19 protein-coding genes and 1 other RNA gene are annotated in these 20,466 nt (G+C 64.6%); 16 read left to right on the top strand and 4 right to left on the bottom strand.

The window, feature by feature from the left end; all coding sequences use genetic code 11:
• Positions 1-18: 18 nt before the first annotated feature.
• From JGZ97_RS10980 to JGZ97_RS10965, 4 genes are read right to left on the bottom strand one after another with little or no spacing between them, the layout of a single operon-like run.
• Positions 19-588, bottom strand: coding sequence for a BON domain-containing protein (locus JGZ97_RS10980; RefSeq protein ID WP_207062659.1), 570 nt, complete (start codon positions 586-588; stop codon positions 19-21).
• Positions 588-1,181: an SIS domain-containing protein gene (locus tag JGZ97_RS10975; protein ID WP_207062658.1), complete on the bottom strand. Its 594-nt coding sequence runs from the start codon at positions 1,179-1,181 to the stop codon at positions 588-590. The genes JGZ97_RS10980 and JGZ97_RS10975 overlap by 1 nt, the downstream gene beginning before the upstream one ends.
• Before the next feature lie 14 nt (positions 1,182-1,195).
• The gene (locus JGZ97_RS10970; protein ID WP_207062657.1) at positions 1,196-1,552 is read right to left on the bottom strand and encodes a YraN family protein; all 357 of its coding nucleotides are present in this window, start codon (positions 1,550-1,552) and stop codon (positions 1,196-1,198) included.
• Positions 1,549-3,366, bottom strand: coding sequence for a penicillin-binding protein activator (locus tag JGZ97_RS10965; RefSeq protein ID WP_207062656.1), 1,818 nt, complete (start codon positions 3,364-3,366; stop codon positions 1,549-1,551). Before JGZ97_RS10965 ends, JGZ97_RS10970 begins: the two co-directional genes overlap by 4 nt.
• Before the next feature lie 50 nt (positions 3,367-3,416).
• On the opposite strand from JGZ97_RS10965, the gene rsmI reads away from it, so the two are divergent.
• From rsmI to ftsA, 16 genes are all read left to right on the top strand, one after another.
• The gene (gene rsmI, locus JGZ97_RS10960; protein ID WP_207062655.1) at positions 3,417-4,253 is read left to right on the top strand and encodes a 16S rRNA (cytidine(1402)-2'-O)-methyltransferase; all 837 of its coding nucleotides are present in this window, start codon (positions 3,417-3,419) and stop codon (positions 4,251-4,253) included.
• 44 nt (positions 4,254-4,297) lie between these two features.
• Positions 4,298-4,663, top strand: an RNA gene (rnpB, locus tag JGZ97_RS10955) — RNase P RNA component class A.
• A gap of 300 nt (positions 4,664-4,963) precedes the next feature.
• On the top strand, positions 4,964-5,416 hold the full coding sequence (mraZ, locus tag JGZ97_RS10950; protein ID WP_207062654.1) for a division/cell wall cluster transcriptional repressor MraZ: 453 nt from the start codon (positions 4,964-4,966) through the stop codon (positions 5,414-5,416).
• Between the two features lie 10 nt (positions 5,417-5,426).
• Entirely contained in the window at positions 5,427-6,362 is a 936-nt protein-coding gene (gene rsmH, locus JGZ97_RS10945) for a 16S rRNA (cytosine(1402)-N(4))-methyltransferase RsmH (RefSeq protein ID WP_207062653.1), read from the top strand.
• Between the two features lie 12 nt (positions 6,363-6,374).
• Positions 6,375-6,695 (top strand): cell division protein FtsL, encoded by a 321-nt coding sequence (gene ftsL / locus JGZ97_RS10940; protein ID WP_242521685.1) that lies wholly within the window; start codon positions 6,375-6,377, stop codon positions 6,693-6,695.
• Between the two features lie 5 nt (positions 6,696-6,700).
• On the top strand, positions 6,701-8,386 hold the full coding sequence (locus JGZ97_RS10935; protein ID WP_207062716.1) for a penicillin-binding protein 2: 1,686 nt from the start codon (positions 6,701-6,703) through the stop codon (positions 8,384-8,386).
• A 1-nt stretch (position 8,387) separates the two neighbouring features.
• Complete coding sequence (locus JGZ97_RS10930) at positions 8,388-9,869, top strand: UDP-N-acetylmuramoyl-L-alanyl-D-glutamate--2,6-diaminopimelate ligase (protein WP_242521684.1); 1,482 nt, start codon at positions 8,388-8,390, stop codon at positions 9,867-9,869.
• The gene (murF, locus tag JGZ97_RS10925; RefSeq protein ID WP_370584042.1) at positions 9,862-11,235 is read left to right on the top strand and encodes a UDP-N-acetylmuramoyl-tripeptide--D-alanyl-D-alanine ligase; all 1,374 of its coding nucleotides are present in this window, start codon (positions 9,862-9,864) and stop codon (positions 11,233-11,235) included. Before JGZ97_RS10930 ends, murF begins: the two co-directional genes overlap by 8 nt.
• A complete protein-coding gene (mraY, locus tag JGZ97_RS10920) occupies positions 11,236-12,318 on the top strand; it encodes a phospho-N-acetylmuramoyl-pentapeptide-transferase (RefSeq protein ID WP_207062652.1) in 1,083 nt (360 codons plus the stop codon).
• Positions 12,319-12,325: 7 nt separating this feature from the next.
• The gene (gene murD, locus JGZ97_RS10915; protein WP_207062651.1) at positions 12,326-13,690 is read left to right on the top strand and encodes a UDP-N-acetylmuramoyl-L-alanine--D-glutamate ligase; all 1,365 of its coding nucleotides are present in this window, start codon (positions 12,326-12,328) and stop codon (positions 13,688-13,690) included.
• Complete coding sequence (gene ftsW / locus JGZ97_RS10910) at positions 13,687-14,886, top strand: putative lipid II flippase FtsW (protein ID WP_207062650.1); 1,200 nt, start codon at positions 13,687-13,689, stop codon at positions 14,884-14,886. Before murD ends, ftsW begins: the two co-directional genes overlap by 4 nt.
• Positions 14,883-15,977, top strand: a complete 1,095-nt coding sequence (gene murG / locus JGZ97_RS10905; RefSeq protein ID WP_207062649.1) for an undecaprenyldiphospho-muramoylpentapeptide beta-N-acetylglucosaminyltransferase — start codon at positions 14,883-14,885, stop codon at positions 15,975-15,977. The genes ftsW and murG overlap by 4 nt, the downstream gene beginning before the upstream one ends.
• A gap of 25 nt (positions 15,978-16,002) precedes the next feature.
• Positions 16,003-17,412: a UDP-N-acetylmuramate--L-alanine ligase gene (gene murC / locus JGZ97_RS10900; RefSeq protein ID WP_207062713.1), complete on the top strand. Its 1,410-nt coding sequence runs from the start codon at positions 16,003-16,005 to the stop codon at positions 17,410-17,412.
• A gap of 5 nt (positions 17,413-17,417) precedes the next feature.
• Positions 17,418-18,371 carry a D-alanine--D-alanine ligase gene (locus JGZ97_RS10895; protein WP_207062648.1) on the top strand — a complete coding sequence of 318 codons (954 nt, stop codon included), beginning with the start codon at positions 17,418-17,420 and terminating at the stop codon, positions 18,369-18,371.
• Between the two features lie 2 nt (positions 18,372-18,373).
• Positions 18,374-19,150, top strand: a complete 777-nt coding sequence (locus JGZ97_RS10890; RefSeq protein WP_207062647.1) for a cell division protein FtsQ/DivIB — start codon at positions 18,374-18,376, stop codon at positions 19,148-19,150.
• Between the two features lies 1 nt (position 19,151).
• Complete coding sequence (gene ftsA / locus JGZ97_RS10885; RefSeq protein WP_242521683.1) at positions 19,152-20,438, top strand: cell division protein FtsA; 1,287 nt, start codon at positions 19,152-19,154, stop codon at positions 20,436-20,438.
• The last annotated feature ends 28 nt before the right edge of the window (positions 20,439-20,466 follow it).

Genomic DNA, 20,466 nt, shown 5'->3' with positions numbered 1-20,466 from the left:
ATCGGGCTGAAGGGGGGGTTAGCGAATGTATTCGAAGATTTTCACTACTTTCTGTACCCCCTGGGTCTGGCGGGCCAGGTTAACGGCGCGTTCGGCCTCGCGCTGCGTGGTCAGTCCCATCAGGTAGACCACGCCGTTCTCGGTCACGACCTTAAGGCGGCTGCCTTCAATGCCTCGGTCGGCCAGCATGGCGGTCTTGATCTTGCCGGTGAGCCAGGTGTCGTTGGTGCGCACCAGTTGTGAGGTGGGGCCGGCCACCTCCAGCTCGTTGTGAACCGTGCGGATCTTGTGCAGCTTGCTGACCACCTGCTCGGCAAGCTTGCGGCTCTGGGCGTCGGGAACCTGGCCTACCAATAACATGATGCCGTTGAAGCTGACGGCGGAAATGTGCGCGTTTTCCAGAGACGGCGAGGCCTTGGCCAGGTTGACCAGGGCTTTGATCTCAACCAGCTCGTCGTCGATGAGCGCGCCGGTGGTTCGCCGGGTGGGGTCTTCCTTAATGGGTTCTTCGGTGGTTGCCGTGAGAACTTGGGCGCAGCCGCTGAGCACCAGGCAGGCTGCCGTTGCGAGAATTAAAGGGAATTTCATCAATCGATACCGCCAAAAAGTTGGAATTCAATCAGGTCGCACAGGGCGTGAATGATCAGCAAATGTACCTCATGGACCAGGGCCGGTGAAGGGGAGTCGATGCAAATTTCGATGTCCTCCGGGTTGAGAAGGGCCGTCATGCCGCCGCCGTCGTCTCCGCTCAGGGCGATGACCGTCATCTCCCGGTCGTGGGCCGCCTGGACGGCCTGGACCAGGCTGGCCGCGCGCCCGGTCGGGGAGAGGGCCAGCAGCACATCGCCGGGCTGTCCCAGGGCTCGGATCTGTTTGGAATAGATTTCGCTGAAGCTGCCGTCCTCGGCGATGGCGCTGAGGGTGGTGCTGTCGCCGTTGAGGGCCATGGCGGGAAGACCTGGCCGCTCCTGCCGGTAGCGGTTGAGCATCAGGGAGGAGAACAGCTGGGCGAGGGCGGCGGAGCTGCCGTTGCCACAGCAGAGGATTTTGTTCTCTGAAACCAGGCAGCGAAAGAGCAGCAGACCGGCGTCCTCGATGGTAGGGCCGAACTCCTCGATACAGTGGGCTTTGAGGTCCAGGCTCTGGTGAAAGTGGTCAATAATGCGGTCTTGCAGTTCCATCGGTTTTCCAAAGTTCAGGGTTGGAAGGCGTCGATTATCCAGTGAGTCTGCACTTTACCGGCCTCCGGGTGGCAAGCCAATACATCGAAGCGGCAGGGGGTGTCCTGAAGGTCGGGGCGGTCCTGTAAGAAGCGCTGGGCGGTGAGCGCCAGTCGCTGTTGCTTGCGGTAGTCCACAGACTCGGCTGCGTTGTCATAGCGCGAATTGCTTCGAAACCGCACCTCGACGAACACGAGTACCTGTTCGAGGATGACGATGAGGTCGATCTCGCCGCCCCGGGCCCGGTAATTGCGGCTGACCAGCCGGGCACCCTGCCGTTCCAGAAAGGCCAGCGCCTGTGCTTCCACCTCCGCGCCGCGGGTGATGCTCAATTGAGTCTCCGCACCTTCCCGTCGCGGAACAGGGCCCAGTCCAGCTCCCGGCTGAGGCGCCCCTGGGGGTCGACCTGCAGTCGCCCGGTCTGCCCCTGTAGGTAGCTGTCCGGCAGGGCCTGCAGCTGGTTGAGGTAGGGGGCGACTCGGTAGGCGTCGGCGCCAAGGGCGTAAAGCTTGCCAAAGCGGCTGCGGGCGTTGTCCCGGTGCCGCAGTAGCGAGGCGCGCAGCGGGTTGTCGTTGTTCAGGATCCAGGGCGTATCGGCAAAGCGGATGCCGTCCAGGTCCTGGTTTTTGAGGGGAGCAGGCTCGCCGTCGAAGACGTGGGAGGTGGCGTAGACCGGCAGGCGCCCGGCGTAATGGAAGGCCAGGGTGGGTTTGATCTGGCGGGCCTCAGCGATCAGGGCGCTCAGGAACAGAAAGTCGGCATCCTGGCGTCGGCGGGTTTCGAATTCAAAGGGCTCGGTGACCATCTGCAGCAGGGTCTGGGCGCGGGTCTCGCTGCGGTCGACGCTCAGTAGCCGGCTGACCTTCTCCGAGAAGTCGTTCCCGGCGAAGCGCTCCTCGGCGGCCAGGGTTCCTCCGAGCAGGCGCCACTGCTGCTCAAAGGCGTCCGCGATACGGCGGCCCCAGTCGGTGTCCGGAGTCAGGCTCAGGGCGATGCGGTGACCGTCGTTCCAAGCCCGGCGCGCCGCCTGGCGGGCCTCGTCCTCGCCGCTCAGTCCCAGTTGGTAAAGATCGAGGGCTCCCGTGTCCTGCTCGGCATAATTGAGCGCCAGGGTGGGGATGGGCATGATGGTCTTGGGAATCAGCTGACTCATCAGCTCTTTGTCGAGGGGGCCGATCACCAGCTCGACGCCGGCTCCCTGGGCGCTCTGGTAAAAGGCGGCCAGATCGTCGATCGCCTGGCTGTCATAAAAGCTCAGGCGTGGCAACGGGCGGCCTTCCTCCCGACGCTGGTAATGGGCCGCCATAATGCCTTCGACCACGGCGCGGGCCGGTGTGGCCAGGCGTCCGCTCTGGGGGAGGAGTACGGCGAGGTGGGTGATCCCGTCGGGGCGGAGGCGGCGCAGCTGCTCCAGTTGCGGCGGCAGCGTCGTTGCGGCGGGATGCAGGTTCCACAGGGTCAACCAGTTTTCCAGGGCCTGGTTGCGCGCCTGTATGTCGCGGTCTCCCTGTCGGGTCACCAGGCCCAGGTCGAGCCAGCCTTGTAACAGGTAGTCGTTGCTCGGATCGGCGGCCAGGTTCTTCAGGGTCTCATCGTCGAGCCCTTGAACGGCGGCCCAGATTTGCGGATGCAGCTCGGCCTGCTGGGCCTCGGTTAGCCCGGCGCTCTGGGCGATCAGCGCTTTCAGCGCGGTTGAGGCGTCGCCGATCTGGAGCTGGGTCTGGGTGCGGAGCGCTGCCCAGCGTTGATAGAGTGCTTCACTCAGCGTCTCGGCGCGCACCTGGTCCAGCCAGCGCTGCGCGGCCTCGGGGTCGTCGTTGGCCAGCGCCAGCTCCGCGCGCAGCAAGTTTAAACGCTGGTGCTGGGTATCATTGAGATACATGGGGTTGAGCCCCTCCAGCACGCGGGAGGCGCGCGTGTAGCTGCCTTCTTCGGCGAGGCGCTCGGCGGCCAGTAGTGTATACTCCGCCCGGGCCAGCGGGGTGCTGGTTTCAGCCTGCAGTAACAGTTGTTCGATTTCGCTCAGTGCTTGTCCCGGCGTCTCGGCGGGCACCGGTTCAGGGGAGGGTGGCGCCGTGGTACAGCCCTGGATAAAAAGCAGAAAGAGCGCGGAGCCAATTAGCAGCGGGCGGCGGAGGGTGCTCATCGAATCGATACGTGCCTGTAAAATGCGCTTGATGATGGATCTGTAGCCTTATGAGTCTTTATATCGTTTCTACGCCCATCGGCAACCTGGGCGACATGACCCCGCGGGCGCTGGATGTGTTGCGCGCGGCGGACCTGATCGCCGCTGAAGACACCCGTCACAGTGGTCGCTTGCTGAACCATTTCGGCATTGAAACCCCTATGTGGGCGGTGCATGACCATAATGAGCGAACTCAGGCCGATAGAATAGTACAGCGTTTGCTGGAGGGAGAAAACATCGCCCTCATCTCCGATGCCGGCACCCCGCTGATATCGGATCCCGGTTTTCACCTGGTGAGGGCGGCCCGCGAGGCGGGTGTGACGGTGGTGCCGGTGCCGGGCGCCTGTGCGCTGGTGGCGGCCCTGAGCGCCTCGGGGGTGGCCACCGACCGCTTTGTGTTCGAGGGTTTTCTGCCTGCCAAACCGCAGGCGCGGCTGGCGCGGTTGGAAGCGCTGGCGGCGGAGACCCGTACGCTGGTGTTTTACGAGTCTCCGCATCGCATTCGGGATGCGCTTGAGGCGATTCGCGACTGTTTTGGGGACGATCGCTACCTGGTCATTGCCCGGGAGTTAACCAAGACCTTCGAGACCATTCGGGGGGCGCCGGTGGGCGAGCTGCTGGCCTGGATGGATGAGGACGCCAACCAGCGGCGCGGCGAGTTCGTGCTGGTGGTGGAGGGGGCGCCCGAAGCCGAACGCGGTGCCCTTGATGACGAGTCGCTTCGGGTTCTGAAGATACTGCTGGCCGAGCTGCCCCTGAAGCAGGCCGCCGCCCTGACTGCGTCCATCACCGGAGCGCGCAAGAAGCCGCTGTATCAACAGGCGCTGGCCTGGAAGGAGCAGGGCTAGGTACGGCTTGTAACGGGTGAGGCTTGGGCGTAACATTCGCGCCGAGAGTCCGCCGGACAGTCGCCGTTTCAGCTTCGCTGAAAGGGAGGAAAGTCCGGGCTCCGCAGGGCAGGGTGCCAGGTAACGCCTGGGGGGCGCGAGCCTACGGAAAGTGCAGCAGAGAGTAGACCGCCTAAGCGGACCGGTTTTCGGACCGGACCGCCGGTAAGGGTGAAAGGGTGCGGTAAGAGCGCACCGCGTGGGTGGTAACACGCCACGGCACGGTAAACCCCACCTGGAGCAAGACCAAATAGGGATCCATTGGCGTGGCCCACGCTGGATCCGGGTAGGTTGCTTGAGGCCTGTGGTGACGCAGGTCCTAGATGAATGGCTGTCCACGACAGAACCCGGCTTACAGGCGGACTCTCACCTCCCATTCCCACTTTTCTTTGGTGTGCCCAGTTTGTTGCGCGCTACTTAAGTTGTTTTCACGTTCAGGTCCGCTCATCTCGGCGGCCGTTTTCTCGCCCTTGTGCTCATATCGTTGATTTTTATGACATGGATCAGCGCTGCAGTCGTTTTCTTTTTGAACCTCATGCATGTGGCTAATAACCCCGTGGCCTGTGGCTTTGCGCGCCCGCTGAGGGTGGGTAAAAGTGGTAGTCTTGGTTTTCAGGTGTGCTATAGTGGGCAAAAGTGGGTAAAAGTGGTTTTTTGGGGAAGCGGCGGCAATGTTTCGAGGGGTCAATCCCATCAATCTCGATGCCAAGGGGCGCATGGCGATGCCCACCCGCTACCGTGAGCGAATCAGCAGCAGTTGTGCCGGCCAGATGGTTGCGACCATTGACACCGAGGCCAAGTGCCTGCTGCTTTATACCCTCCCCGAGTGGGAGGTGATTCAGGAAAAAATCGAGGCCCTGTCCAGTTTCAACGCCACTACGCGCCGGATTCAACGCTTGCTGATCGGCCACGCGACGGACCTGGAGATGGACGGCAACGGGCGGCTGCTGCTGCCGGCGCCGCTGCGCGAATACGCGGAGCTGGACAAAAAAGTGGTGCTCCTCGGGCAGGGGCGCAAGTTTGAGATCTGGAGTGAAGCTCTGTGGATCGAGACCCGCGATGCCTACCTGGACGAGGCGGAAGCGGGGGCGATGCCGGAAGAGCTTCAGACATTGTCACTTTAGGACGGTCCCGATGAGCGAGGCGTTCAATCACATCACGGTGCTGTTGCAGGAGGCGGTCGAGCAGGTCCTGGTGGACCCGGACGGTTTCTATATCGACGGCACTTTTGGTCGTGGTGGTCACTCGCGCCTGCTCCTGTCGCAACTGGGGCGAGAGGGGGCACTGCTGGGGATCGACAAGGATCCTGATGCGGTGCTCGAGGGGCGTAAGCTCGCCGGCGAGGATGCTCGCTTCAGCATCGCTCACGGCTCTTTTGCCGAAATGGAACAGCTGGTGGCCGCACGCGGCCTGCTGGGCCAGGTCGACGGGGTCATGCTGGACTTGGGGGTTTCCTCGCCGCAGCTGGACAATCCCGAGCGCGGTTTCAGCTTTCTCAATGACGGCCCTCTGGATATGCGCATGAACCCCGAGGTGGGGGAGAGCGCCGCCGAGTGGCTGGCCCGTGCCGGTGAAAAGGAGATCGCTGACGTGCTGTTCACGTTGGGGGAAGAGCGCTTTAGCCGGCGTATGGCTCGCGCCATCGTCAGCGAGCGCCAGCAGGCGCCGATTGAAACCACACGCCAGCTGGCCGAGATCGTGGCCAAGGCGAATCCTAAGTGGGAAAAGGGTAAACACCCGGCAACTCGGGCGTTTCAGGCAATTCGTATCCATATCAACCGGGAACTTGATGATCTGACGGCCTGCCTGGATCAGGCGTTGGAGGTGCTCAAGGTGGGAGGGCGCCTGGTGGTCATCAGCTTTCACTCGTTGGAGGATCGGATCGTCAAGCGCTTTATACGCAAGCACGTGCGCGGTGAAGAAGTACCCCCGGGTTTGCCGGTTCCTCAATCCATGCTGAACCAGCGGCTTAAGTCGCTGGGCAAGCCGGTTAAAGCGACTGAAGGCGAAGTGGCGGGCAACGTGCGCTCGCGCAGCGCCATTATGCGGGTCGCTGAGAAGATTGCCTGATCGGAGTGGATGATGGCCAAGCAGTCAACCAGTTCAACAGCGGAGCAGGGCATTGAAGGGGGGCGTTCCTGGATGGCCGGGGCGTCTGCCCTGCTCGCTGTTTTTGTTGTGTTGAGTGCATTGGGTGTGATCTACAGCGCTTATCTTTACCGCCAGCTGTTCAACGAGCAGCAGCAGTTGTTTCAGGTTCGCAACCAGTTGCAGGTGGAGTGGGGGCAGCTTTTGCTGGAGCAAAGCGCCCTGGCTTCCCACAGTCGAATTGAACAAGTCGTGAGTGAAAAGCTGGACATGCACGTGCCGTCGCCTGAATCGATCGTGGTGGTTAATCCGTGAGCGAAATGCCGGTCTACACATGGCGCTTCCGTCTGGTCCTGTTGGTGCTGGTGGCACTGACCGGTGTGGTGGTGGCGCGCATCCTCTATCTGCACCTGCTGGACGATGAATTCCTGCAGGGGCAGGGCGACGCCCGCAGTCTGCGGGTAAGCAGTATCCCGGCCCATCGCGGCATGATTCTGGACCGCAACGGCGAGCCCCTGGCGGTCAGTGCGCCGGTGGAGAGCATCTGGGTGGACCCCCGGGATTTTGACCCCGCGCAGCCGGGTGTCGACAAGCTGGCTGCCCTGCTCGAGATGCCTTACGCTAAAATCCGCCGTCTGGTTGAAGCCAACCGCGGCAAGCGCTTCCTTTATCTGCAGCGCCACCTGACGCCCCAGGAGGCGCGCCGGGTGCTTTCGCTGGACCTGGAGGGGCTCTACAGCGAGAGCGACTACAAACGCTATTACCCCGCCGCCGAAGTGGCGACCCACCTGGTGGGCTTTACCAACATCGACGGTGAAGGCCAGGAAGGGCTGGAACTGGCCTTTAACGACTGGCTGCGCGGCGAGCCGGGGCGTAAGCGCGTACTGCGCGACCGCCTGGGGCGCACCATCAAGGATATTCAGCTGCTCAGCGAAGCGCGCCCGGGCCAGGAACTGCACCTGAGCATCGATCTGCGGGTTCAGTACCTGGCCTACCGGGAGCTGAAGGCGGCGGTGCAGCAGCACAAAGCCAAGTCGGGCTCGGCGGTGGTGCTGGATGTGCAGACCGGCGAGGTGCTGGCGATGGTTAACCAGCCCTCCTACAACCCCAATGACCGCTCCCGGCTCAAGGTGGCACACCTCCGCAACCGCGCCACCACCGATACCTTCGAGCCGGGCTCGACAGTTAAACCGCTCACCGTGGCCGCGGCGCTGGCCAGTGGCAAATACAACCCCGCCAGCCAGGTGGACACGCGGCCGGGTTATATCCGGGTGAAAAACCGCACCATCCGGGATCACCGTAACTACGGGGTGCTGGATGTGACCCACATCATCACCAAATCAAGCAACGTGGGGGCCACCAAGCTGGCGCTCAGTATCGATGCCGGCGCCGTGCGCAACATGTTCTATAACGCCGGGCTCGGCCAGGCCACGGGCATTGGCTTCCCGGGGGAACGGGTCGGCACCTTGCCCCACTACTCCGCGCGTCGGGTGGTGGAACGCGCCGCCATGTCCTACGGCTATGGCCTGGCTGTTACGCCCCTGCAGCTTGCACAGGCTTACCTGAGCATCGCCTCCGGTGGGCTCAAGCGTCCGTTGAGCCTGCTGCGCCTTGACGAGCCAGAGCCGGCCGAGCGCATCATGCCCGAGCACGTGGCGCGACAGGTTTTGACCATGATGGAGACGGTGACGCACCAGGGCGGCACCGGCCGGCGCGCCCAGGTGCCGGCCTTCCGGGTTGCCGGCAAGACCGGAACGGTGCATAAGGTCGGCAGCGAGGGCTACGAAGACGACCAGTATATCGCCGTGTTTGCCGGCGTGGCGCCGGTGGCGGATCCCCGTTACGTGGCCGTCGTAATGATCGACGAACCGCAGGGACAGGAATATTATGGTGGAGAGGTGGCGGCACCGGTTTTTTCCCGGGTCATGGCCGGAACGTTGCGGTTGATGAACGTGGCGCCTGACAAGCTGCCCCAGCCCCTCGAACAGCAACTGGCGAGGAACTGACATGCGACCCTGTCCGTCTCCAATGCCGCTGTCTGAACTGCTGCCCGAACTGCATTTGTCGGCGCCCCTTGCATCCCTGGCCGTACAGGGGATGAGCAATGACAGTCGCCGGGTTCAACCCGGCGATCTCTTTCTGGCGTGCCAGGGCGCCCGGCACGACGGCGCTGCCTTTGTTAACCAGGCCGCTGCGGCCGGGGCCGTAGCCGTGCTTTGTGATCGCAAGCTGGCTGATCCGGTGCTGCCCCTGCTGGTGGTGCCGGACCTCGCCGAGCGGACCGCCGAGCTGGCCAGTCGCTTCTACGGCGCGCCTTCGCGGCAGCTTTACTGCACCGGCGTAACCGGGACCAATGGCAAGACCTCGGTCAGTCACTTTATCGCCCGCGCATTGACGGCGCTGGAAGGCTCGGCTGCCCTGGTCGGTACCAACGGTTACGGCTTTCCCGGTGCGCTGGCGGACACCACCCATACCACCCCCGACAGCCTGCGCCTGCAGCAGATGCTGGCGACCCTCGGTAGCGAGGGAGCGCGCTCGGTGACCCTGGAGGTCTCTTCCCACGCCCTGGAGCAGGGACGGGTCGCGGGCCTTGAATTCGACCAGGGCGTGTTTACCAACCTGACTCGCGATCACCTGGATTACCACGGCACCATGGAGGAGTACGGGGCGGCCAAGGCGCGCCTGTTCCTGGACTCCGACCTTGACCAGGCGGTGATTAACCTGGACGACCCCTTCGGTGCCAGGCTGGCTGAAAGGCTGGAAGGGCGTTACCCCGTGCTGGGCTATGGCTTCAGCGCCAAAGCTGCCCTGCGGGCATTGGACTGCGAAGCGTCTGCGCAGGGGCTGCGGGCCCGCATCGCCACGCCCTGGGGGGAGCTGAACTTGCAGACGTCCCTGCTGGGGCGCTTCAACCTGTATAACCTGCTGGCGACGCTGGGAGTGCTCGCCGGGCGCGGGCATTCGCTGGAAACCATAGGTGCCGCACTGTCGCAGCTTGAAGGGGTGCCGGGGCGAATGCAGCCGTTGCAGCGCGCCGGCGCGCCGCTGGTGGTGGTGGATTACGCCCACACCCCCGATGCCCTGGAGAAAGCCCTGCGCGCCCTGCGTGAGCACCAGCCCGGGGCGCTCTGGTGTGTGGTGGGCTGCGGCGGCGACCGGGATCGTGGCAAGCGGCCCCTGATGGCGGCAATGGCCGAGCAGCTTGCCGATCACCTGGTGCTGACCAGTGACAATCCGCGCGGTGAAGCGCCGGAGCGGATTCTCGAGGAGATGCACGCTGGCCTATCCGGGGAGAAAAAGGTCCGCACCCTGGTCGAGCGAGAGGCGGCGATTACCCTGGCGGTGACCCATGCAGCCCCCGGGGATATCGTGCTGGTCGCGGGCAAGGGGCATGAAAATTATCAGGAAATCGAAGGCGTGCGTCACCCCTTCAGCGATGTGGAGGTGGTTGAAGCTGCGTTGACTGCCCGAGGAGGAGGCCGTGCTTGAGTTTATGCAGTTGAGCAGCCTGGTCACGCCCCTGGGCGGGGAGCTGCAGCAGGGGGATGCCCGTTTTTCCCGCGTCTCCACCGATACCCGCAGCCTGCAGGCGGGGGAGCTCTTTGTCGCCCTCAGCGGACCCAGCTTCGACGGCAACCAGTTTGTCGCGAAAGCGGCCGAGAAGGGCGCCGTCGGGGCGATTGTCAGCCGGCTGCAGCCGGTGGCCCTGCCGCAGCTGGTGGTGGCCGATACTCTGCAGGCGCTCGGCCAGCTGGGGGCGTTGCGGCGCGAGGCGTTCAACGGCCCGGTGGTGGCGATCACCGGCAGCAGCGGCAAGACCAGCGTCAAGGAGATGCTGGCGGCCATCCTGCGCACCCAGGGAGAGACCCTGGCTACCCGGGGCAATCTGAACAATGCCATCGGCGCCCCCCTGACGCTGCTTGAACTGACGCCGGCCCACCGCTACGCCGTGATTGAGCTGGGCGCCAGTGGCGCCGGCGAGATTGCCTACACGGTGGGGCTGGCCCGACCCGAGGTGGCGGTGCTGAACAACGCCGGCGGCGCCCACCTAGAAGGCTTCGGCAGCCTGGAGGGGGTGGTGCGGGCCAAGGGGGAAATTTTTGACGGGGTGAAACCCGGCGGCACCGGCGTGGTCAATCTGGACGATGCCAATGCCGAGGTATGGCTGCGCCAGCTCAAGGGCCGGCCCCACCTGACTTTTAGCCTGGTGTCTGCCCACGCCGATCTTTTTGCCAGTCACCTGGAACAGCGCCCCGGTGGGGCCTTTGAGTTCGTGCTCAATACCCACCGCGGACAGGTTGGCGTGCAACTCCAGGTGCTCGGTCATCATGCCGTGGCCAACGCGCTGGCGGCGGCCGCCGCCGCCCAGGCACTGGGGGTTGAACTCGACGCGATTCGCGAGGGACTGGAGTCTTTTACCGGTGTCTCCGGGCGGCTGGCCAGTTACCGGGCGCAACAGGGCGCGCGGGTGATCGACGACAGCTACAACGCCAATCCGGATTCGGTTCGTGCGGCGCTGGAGGTTCTGGCTGCCCAGCCCGGACAGCGTTTTCTGGTGCTGGGTGATATGGCAGAGCTCGGCGCCGAGCGTGCGGCCTTGCATGCCGAGGTCGGCCGCCGAGCAGCAGAGGCGGGGATTGATGGATTGCTAGCCACGGGGCCGCTGGGCGCCGAAAGCGTGCGCGCGTTCGCCGCGGAAGGGGGTGCTCAGGGGCACGCCTTTGCCGACAAGGCCGCGCTGCTGGCATGGCTGTCACCGCGTCTGAGCGAGGAAAGTGTCATTCTGGTCAAGGGGTCTCGCAGTGCCGGAATGGAAACAGTAGTCGAGGCCCTGAGGCTGAAGGAAAACCGCTGAATGTTGTTACTGATCGCTGAATACCTGACCCGCTTTGACAGCGGTTTTGCTGTGTTTCAGTACCTGACCCTGCGGGGCATCCTCGGGGTGCTCACCGCGCTGGCCATCTCCGTGCTGCTGGGGCCGGTGATGATCCGCAAGCTGACCCACTACCAGATCGGTCAGGCCGTGCGCAGTGACGGGCCGGAGTCTCACCTGAGCAAAGCGGGCACGCCCACCATGGGCGGGGCGTTGATTTTGGTGGCGATTGCCCTGAGCACCCTGCTGTGGGGCGATCTGAGCAACCGTTATGTGTGGGTGGTGCTGCTGGTCACGCTGCTGTTTGGCGCCGTGGGTTGGGTGGACGATTACCGCAAGGTGGTGGAAAAGAACCCCCGCGGCCTGCCGGCCCGCTGGAAGTATTTCTGGCAGTCCCTGGGGGGGCTGGGCGCGGCCCTGCTGCTCTACTTTACCGCTTCGACGCCGGTGGAAACCCAGCTGATCGTGCCCTTTATCAAGGAAGTTTCCCTGGAGCTGGGACCGTTTTTCGTCGTTTTTACCTACTTCGTGATCGTGGGCAGCAGCAACGCCGTCAATCTCACGGACGGGCTCGACGGTCTGGCGATCATGCCCACGGTGCTGGTGGCCGGGGCGCTGGCCATTTTCTGTTACCTGGGGGGCAACGCGGTCTTTTCCGATTACCTGCAGATTCCCTACGTGGCCGGTGCCGGGGAGCTGATCGTGTTCTGCGGTGCTATCGTCGGTGCGGGCCTCGGCTTTCTCTGGTTCAACACTTACCCCGCCCAGGTCTTCATGGGGGATGTGGGGGCGCTGGCGCTGGGGGCCGCCCTGGGGACCATTGCCGTGGTGGTGCGCCAGGAGCTGGTGCTGGTGATCATGGGCGGTGTTTTTGTGATGGAGACCGTGTCGGTGATCCTGCAGGTGGGGTCCTACAAACTCACCGGTCGGCGCATCTTCCGTATGGCGCCGCTGCACCACCACTTTGAGCTGCAAGGCTGGCCCGAACCCCGGGTCATCGTTCGATTCTGGATTGTCACCGTCATCCTGGTTCTGATCGGGCTGGCGTCATTGAAGGTGCGTTAGGAAGGCGATGCAACTGATCGGTAGCGACCAATTCACCATTATCGTCGGTCTGGGCAAGACCGGGGTCTCCTGCGCCCGCTACCTGGAGTCGCGCGGGGCCCTGTTCGGCATGGTGGACACCCGCGAGCAGCCCCCGGGGCTCGAAACCGTGCGCCGGGAGTTTCCCGGCGCGCCGCTGGAGTGTGGGCCGCTTAGCGAACAGACGCTGCTGCGGGCCAGCCGCCTGCTGGTCAGCCCCGGCGTCTCCCGGCAGGAGCCGGCCATTGCCGCCGCCGAGGCGGCGGGGGTGGAGGTGATCGGGGATATCGACCTGTTCTGCGAGGAGGTCGAGGCCCCTATCGTGGCCATCACCGGCTCCAACGCGAAAAGCACCGTGACCACGCTGCTGGGGGAAATGGCACGGGATGTCGGCTGGGACGTGGCCGTGGGCGGCAACCTGGGGACCCCGGTGCTGGAACTGCTGCGCGAAGAACCTCACGATCTGTACATTCTTGAACTCTCCAGCTTTCAGCTTGAGACCTGTTCACGGCTCCGGGCCAAAGCGGCCACGGTGCTGAACGTGAGCCCCGACCACATGGATCGCTACCCCGACCTGCCGGCCTACCACCGGGCCAAGCAGCGGATTTACCAGGGTTGCGAGCACGCGGTGTTTAACCTTGATGACCCGCTGACCCAGCCGCTGATACCGGATGGCGTGGCCCGCACCGGCTTTCGCCTCGGCCGACCGGACCTCGGGCAGTTCGGGATCATTGAGGAAGCGGGAACCCGTTACCTCGCCCAGGGTTTGGACCGGCTTCTTCCCGTCGCCAAGGTGGCGATTAAAGGCGAGCACAACCTGGCCAATGCCCTGGCGGCGCTGGCGCTTGGTCGTGCCTGCGGACTGCCGATGGCGTCGATGCTCGCCACGTTGACCCGTTTTCGCGGGCTCAAGCACCGCTGCCAGTGGGTGCGTGACCTGGACGGGGTGGCCTACGTCAACGACTCCAAGGGCACCAATGTGGGCGCCACCCTGGCGGCGATCGAGGGCCTGTCGGCCACCGTCGAGGGGCAGGTCGTGCTGATCGCCGGCGGCGAGGGTAAAGGGGCGGACTTTTCTGACCTGCGCGACCCGCTGGCCCGTCACGGCCGGGCCGCGGTGCTGATCGGAACCGATGCCGGACGGTTGCGGGACTGCCTTCAGGGCCGCCTCGCGCTGGAACAGGCCGACTCCATGGCCCAGGCAGTACAGAAGGCCCGTGCATTGGCACAGCCCGGTGACCTGGTGTTGCTCTCTCCGGCCTGCGCCAGCTTTGACATGTTCAGCGGCTTTGAAGCCCGCGGTGACGCCTTTATCGAGGCGGTGGAGGGGTTGTCCGTGGAGGCTGTGTCATGAAGCTGCCCATCGCCTTGCCTCAACTGCCCCGGGTCGCCTTACCACAATGGCAACGGCCGGACCCGCTGGCACGCCCGTTTGACCCCTGGTTGCTGCTGGCGGCGGTGACGCTGCTGGTCACCGGCTTTCTGATGATCACCTCGGCCTCGATGGAGGTGGCGGGGGTGCGTAACGGCTCGCCTTTCCATTTTACCCAGCGCCACTTGGCCTTTATCGGGATCGGCATGGCAGCGGCGCTGTTGACCTGTCGCTTCCCCATGGTCTTCTGGCAGCGGACCGGGCATTGGTGGCTGATGGCCGCCCTGGTGTTGCTGGTAGCGGTGCTGATTCCCGGTATCGGCCGCGAGGTGAACGGCAGTATTCGCTGGATTCGCGTGGGACCGGTCAACATTCAGCCGTCGGAGATCGCCAAGGTCTGCATGATTCTCTACATCGCCGCCTACCTGGTGCGGCGCATCGACGAGGTACGCACCCAGTGGAGCGGCTTTATCAAGCCCATGGTGGTGGTCGGCCTCTTTATCGGTCTGTTGATCTTTGAGCCCGATTTCGGCGCCGTGGTGGTGCTGACCGGTACCGTGCTGGGGATGATTTTTCTCAGCGGCATGCGCCTCGGGCAGTTCCTGGTGGTGATCCTGGGAAGCCTGGCCATGGTGGCGCTGATGGCCGTCTCCCAGCCCTACCGTATGCAGCGGTTGGTGACGTTTCTCGACCCCTGGGCGGATCCTTTCGGCAGCGGGTACCAGCTGTCCCAGGCCCAGATCGCCTTTGGTCGCGGTGAGATTTTCGGACTGGGGCTGGGTAACAGCGTGCAGAAACTGTTTTACCTGCCCGAGGCCCATACCGACTTTGTCTTCTCGGTGCTGGCCGAGGAGCTTGGGCTGGTGGGGGCTCTGATCATGGTGGCCCTGTTTGCCCTGCTGGTGGTGCGGGTGTTTTATGTCGGTCGGCGGGCAGAGCGGCTGGGGCGTTTCTACGGTGCCTACGTTGCCTACGGCGTGGGTATCCTGATCGCCGGACAGGCGTTGATCAACATGGGGGTGAACGTGGGTGTGCTGCCCACCAAGGGGCTGACCCTGCCCCTGGTCAGTTACGGCGGCAGCAGCCTGGTGATGGCGCTGGTGATGCTGGCGCTGGTTTCGCGGATTCACTACGAGTCCCACCGCCAGCACAAGGCGCAGCGGGAGGGGGCGTCATGAGTGCGAACACGGCGCCTCGCGTTCTGGTCATGGCCGGCGGTACCGGCGGTCATGTGTTTCCCGGGCTGGCCGCGGCGCGCGCGCTGCAGGCAGAGGGCTACAGCATCGAATGGCTGGGGACCGCGCGGGGGATCGAGAGCGAGCAGGTACCCCGGGCTGGCATCCAGCTGCACTGCATCGGTGTCCAGGGTTTGCGGGGCAAGGGCAAACTGAGCCTGTTGCTGGCGCCCTGGCGCCTTTCCCGCGCGCTTTGGCAGGCGCTGGGCGTACTGCGCCGGGTGCAGCCCGATTGTGTGCTGGGAATGGGTGGCTTCGCCAGCGGCCCCGGCGGCCTCGCGGCCTGGCTGCTGCGCAAGCCACTGGTGATCCACGAACAGAATGCGATTCCTGGCCTTACCAACCGCCTGTTGGCGCGCCTGGCCAAGCGGGTGCTGGAAGCGTTTCCCGGCGCCTTTAAAACCGTCGACGGGGTACGTTGTACCGGTAATCCGGTGCGCGAGGACATTAATCGAGTGCTTGCCCCCGAGGCCCGCTACGCCAACCGCCAAGGGCCGCTGCGCCTGCTGGTGGTGGGCGGCAGCCTCGGCGCCCAGGTATTCAATGAGGTGCTGCCCGCGGTGGTCGCGACCCTTGAACCGGGCCAGCGGCCCCAGATCTGGCATCAGGCCGGGCGGGGTAAGCTGCAGGGGACCGAGGAGCGCTACCGGGCGCTGGACGTTGAAGCGCGCACGGAAACCTTTATCGAGGATATGAACGCCGCCTACAGCTGGGCTGACCTGGTCCTCTGTCGGGCAGGGGCCCTTACGGTGAGCGAACTGGCCGCGGCCGGGGTTCCGGCCGTGCTGGTCCCGCTGCCCCACGCGGTGGATGATCACCAGACCGCCAACGCCCGTTTTTTGGCCGATGCTGGCGCCGGGGTGCTGCTGCCCCAAGTACAACTGGACGCGGGCAGCCTGGCCGCGGTCCTGCGCGATCTGAACGACCGGGCGCGCCTGCAGGCCATGGCGAGCAAGGCCAAGGCCCTGGCCCGCCCCGAAGCCACCGCCAAGGTCGTCGAGCAAATTCAGGAGTGTATGCGTGAAGGCAAATAAACTGCCCCCCCATGATGTACCCGAGATGCGTCGGATCCGTCGCATCCATTTCGTCGGTATCGGCGGCGTCGGCATGTGCGGCATCGCCGAAGTGCTGCTGAACCAGGGCTACCTGATCGCGGGCTCCGACCTGCGGGTGTCGCCGGTGACCGAGCGGCTGGAAAAGCTGGGCGCACAGATCCATATCGGCCATCGCGAAAGCAATGTGCGCGGTGTGGACGCGGTGGTGGTCTCCAGCGCTGTCGGTGAGGACAACCCCGAGGTGAAGGCGGCGCGGGAAGGGCGCATACCGGTGGTGCGCCGTGCCGAGATGCTGGCCGAGCTGATGCGTTACCGTCACGGCATCGCCGTTGCCGGGACCCACGGCAAAACCACCACCACCAGCCTGATGGCCTCCATTCTGGCGCAGGCAGGGCTCGACCCCACTTTCGTGATCGGCGGTCGCCTGACCAGCGCCGGGAGCAACGCCAAGCTGGGGGACAGCCGCTACCTGGTGGCCGAGGCGGACGAGAGCGACGCTTCCTTCCTGCACCTGCAGCCGATGGTGGCCATCGTCACCAACATCGATGCCGACCATATGTCCACCTACGGCGGTGATTTCGGTGTCCTGAAGAAGACCTTCGTCGAGTTTCTTCACAACCTGCCCTTTTACGGACTGGCGGTGCTCTGCACCGACGACCCCGTGGTGCAGGAGATCCTGCCGGAGGTCAGCCGCCCTATTCTCACCTACGGGCTCAACGAGGACGCTGATTTTCGGGCGGAGGCGATTACCCAGGAGGGCATGCGCACCCGCTTTACGGTGCAGCGCCCCGAAGGGCACCCGCCGCTGGCGGTGGAGCTGAATATGCCGGGGTTGCATAACGTGCTCAACGCTCTGGCCTGTATCGCCATCGCCACCGACGAGGGGCTGGACGATGCCGCCATCGTCGCAGGGCTGGCCCAGTTCCAGGGGGTGGGCCGGCGTTTTCAGATACAGGGGCGTTTCCCGGCTCCTGGCGGCGCCGAGGGCGAACCGGTGCTGCTGGTGGATGATTACGGGCACCACCCGCGTGAGGTGGCGGCAACGATCCAGGCGATCCGCCGCGGCTGGCCGGACAAGCGCCTGGTCGCCATCTACCAGCCCCACCGTTACAGCCGCACCCGGGACCTCTATGAAGATTTTGTCCAGGTGCTCTCCGAAGTGGACGTGCTGCTGCTGATGGATGTCTATCCCGCCGGGGAGGAGCCGATTCCCGGTGCAGACGGCCGCAGCCTGTGCCGCAGCATCCGCCAGCGGGGGCAGGTGGATCCGGTGTTTGTTGAGCGGGGCGAGGACGTGGCCCGGGTGCTGCAGAACATTCTGCAGCCGGGGGATCTGCTGTTGACCCAGGGGGCCGGTGATATCGGCGCCCTCTCAAACGGCCTGGCCCAGCGCCAACTGCAACCTCAGGAGTGACAACGATGGCTGCGAATTTTGCCAAGCCCAGCCGTGATCCTGCCAGCTTCGGGCGGGTGGGGGTGCTTTTTGGCGGTAACTCCAGCGAAAGGGCCGTTTCCCTCAAGAGTGGGCAGGCGGTGCTCGAGGCCCTGGTGAGTGCCGGGGTGGATGCGTTTCCCATCGACCTGTACGGGTCCAAGGGCGATGCCGATCCCATGGCCCAGCTGCTTGAGCAGAAGATGGACGTGGCCTTTATCGCCCTCCACGGGCCCGGGGGCGAGGACGGCGTGGTCCAGGGGGCGCTGGAAATGCTGGGCGTGCCCTACACCGGCAGCGGGGTGCTCGCCTCGGCGCTGGCGATGGACAAGCTGCGCTGCAAACTGATCTGGGGTGCACTCGGACTGCCGTCCCCGGGCCACCGCGTGCTGCGTGCCGACAGTGACTGGGCGGCGATCGCCAGCGAACTGCCCCTGCCGGCCATGGTCAAGCCCGCCCGCGAAGGCTCCAGCATCGGCATGGTGCGGGTCGATAACGCCGCCCAGCTGCAGCAGGCCTACCAGAGCGCCTCCCAGCTGGACGACTCGGTGTTCGCCGAGCGCTGGATCCAGGGGCGCGAGTTTACCGTGGCCATTCTCGACGGGCGGGCCCTGCCGGTGATTCGCCTGGAGACCGATCACGCCTTTTACGATTACGAGGCCAAGTACCTCTCCGACGACACCCATTACCACTTCGATACCGGGTTAACCGCGGCGCAGGAGCAGGCGATTCAGCAATTGGCGCTGGACGCCTTCGCGGCCGTGGGCTGTCAGGGTTGGGGACGGGTCGATATCATGCAGGATGCTGCTGGCGATTTCTGGCTGCTGGAGGTCAACACCATTCCCGGTATGACCGATCACAGTCTGGTGCCCATGGCGGCGCGCGAGGCAGGGCTTGAGTTTGACGCCCTGGTCTTGCGGATTCTGGAGACGGTGGGCTGAGTATGGAACGGGTGCAGGCCATGGCTACGGCGGCGGGACAGCGGGTGGGGGCCATCAGTGGCTACCAGCTGCTGGTCGCCTCCCAGGTGCTGCTGTTTATTGCCTTGCTCTGGGTCGGCGGCTACTGGTTAGTAGCCTGGCTTGAGCGCCCCCTGGCCCAGGTCAAGGTGCAGGGACCGCTGCTGGAAACCGATGCCGAGGGTCTGACGGAGAAAGTGTGGGCGGCGGCAGGAAACCGTTACCTGGCGCTGGACCTCAAGGCGATTCAGGCGGCCCTTGAAGCCGAGCCCTGGGTGGAACGGGTGAACCCGCGGCGCCAGTGGCCGGCCGGCGTGCAGGTGCTGGTGCGTGAGCAGCAGCCGGTCGCTCGCTGGGGCGGCGGCGGGCTGGTGAACGAGCGTGGCGAGCTGTTCTGGCCCGAAGAAAACGCCGCCTACAGCCGCCTGCCGGCCCTGGAAGGGCCGAAGGATAAGCCGCTTCAGATGATGGCGCAGTACCGGGCGTTGAACCAGCTGATTCGCCCCCTCAACCTGCGGGTGGCGGCCCTGAAACTGGAGCCCAGGGGGGCCTGGAGCGCCACCTTGGATAACGGCATCGAGCTGCTGGTGGGGCGCGGGGAGGTGATCGACAAGATCAGCCGTTTTGCCCGGGTTTACGGCAACCAGCTGATGCCCTATGCGGACAAGATCAAGCAGGTCGACCTGCGTTACACCAATGGCCTGACCGTGACCTGGCAGCAACCATCCAATTCAACGCCGAATAACGACGGCAAGGCATAGCATGACAAGCTCAGGGAACAATGAATACAGCAACATGATCGTCGGTCTCGACATCGGCACCTCCAAGGTGGTGGCGCTGGTGGGCGAGGTGGGGCCCGACGGCACGATCGAGGTGGTGGGGATGGGCGCACACCCCTCCCGCGGCCTCAAGCGCGGAGTGGTGGTTAACATCGAATCCACGGTGACTTCCATTCAACGCGCGGTGGAAGAGGCCGAGCTGATGGCCGGCTGCAAGATTCACTCGGTGACCGCCGGTATCGCGGGCAGCCACATCAACTCCATGAACTCCCACGGCATCGTCGCCATTCGGGACCGCGAGGTGCTGGAGCAGGACCTGGACCGGGTGATCGACGCCGCCCGGGCGGTGGCCATTCCCGCCGACCAGAAGATTCTGCACATTCTGCCCCAGGAGTACGTGATCGATAACCAGGAGGGGATCAAGGAACCCCTGGGAATGTCCGGGGTGCGGCTGGAAGCCAAGGTGCACCTAGTTACCGGTGCGCTGAACGCGGCCCAGAACATCGAAAAGTGCGTCCGCCGCTGCGGCCTCGAAGTAGACGGGGTGGTGCTGGAGCAGTTGGCCTCAAGCTACGCGGTGCTCACCGAGGACGAGAAGGAGCTGGGGGTCTGCATGGTGGACATCGGTGGCGGCACCACCGATATCGCCATCTTCACCGGCGGCGCCATCCGTCACACAGCGGTGATTCCCATTGCCGGGGATCAGGTCACCAACGATATCGCCATGGCCCTGCGTACGCCCACGCCCCACGCCGAGGAGATTAAGGTCAAGTACGCCTGCGCCCTGGCCCAGCTGGCGAGCAGCGAGGAGATTATCAAGGTACCCAGCGTAGGCGACCGCCCGCCCCGGGATCTCAGCTGTCAGGCCCTGGCCGAGGTGGTGGAGCCCCGCTACGACGAGCTCTTCACCCTGGTTCAGGCGGAATTGCGCCGCTCCGGGTTCGAGGATTTGGTAGCCGCCGGCATCGTGCTGACCGGGGGCACCGCGAAGATGGAAGGGGCGGTGGAGCTGGCCGAGGAGATTTTTCATATGCCGGTGCGCCTGGCCAAACCTACTGGCGTTAACGGCCTGAACGAGATTTTGCACAGCCCGATCTACGCCACCGGCGTGGGGCTGCTGCTGCATGCCGGCAAACACCAGGGCCAGACAGGCCGTGGCAGAGCCCTGCCGAAACCGGGCCCCGGGCTGATGGCCCGCGGGTCGCAATGGGTCGGCCGGGGCTCAAGCATGCTGGAAAGAATGCGAGGCTGGTTTCAGAGTAACTTCTGAGGCTCGCTAACTAGAAGAAAGTAAAGCA

It is taken from the genome of Motiliproteus sp. SC1-56 (assembly GCF_017309075.1).
Lineage (GTDB): Bacteria > Pseudomonadota > Gammaproteobacteria > Pseudomonadales > Balneatricaceae > Motiliproteus.
The sequence above is the reverse complement of the archived record's forward strand: the minus strand, read 5'-3'. Positions and strand labels throughout refer to the sequence as shown.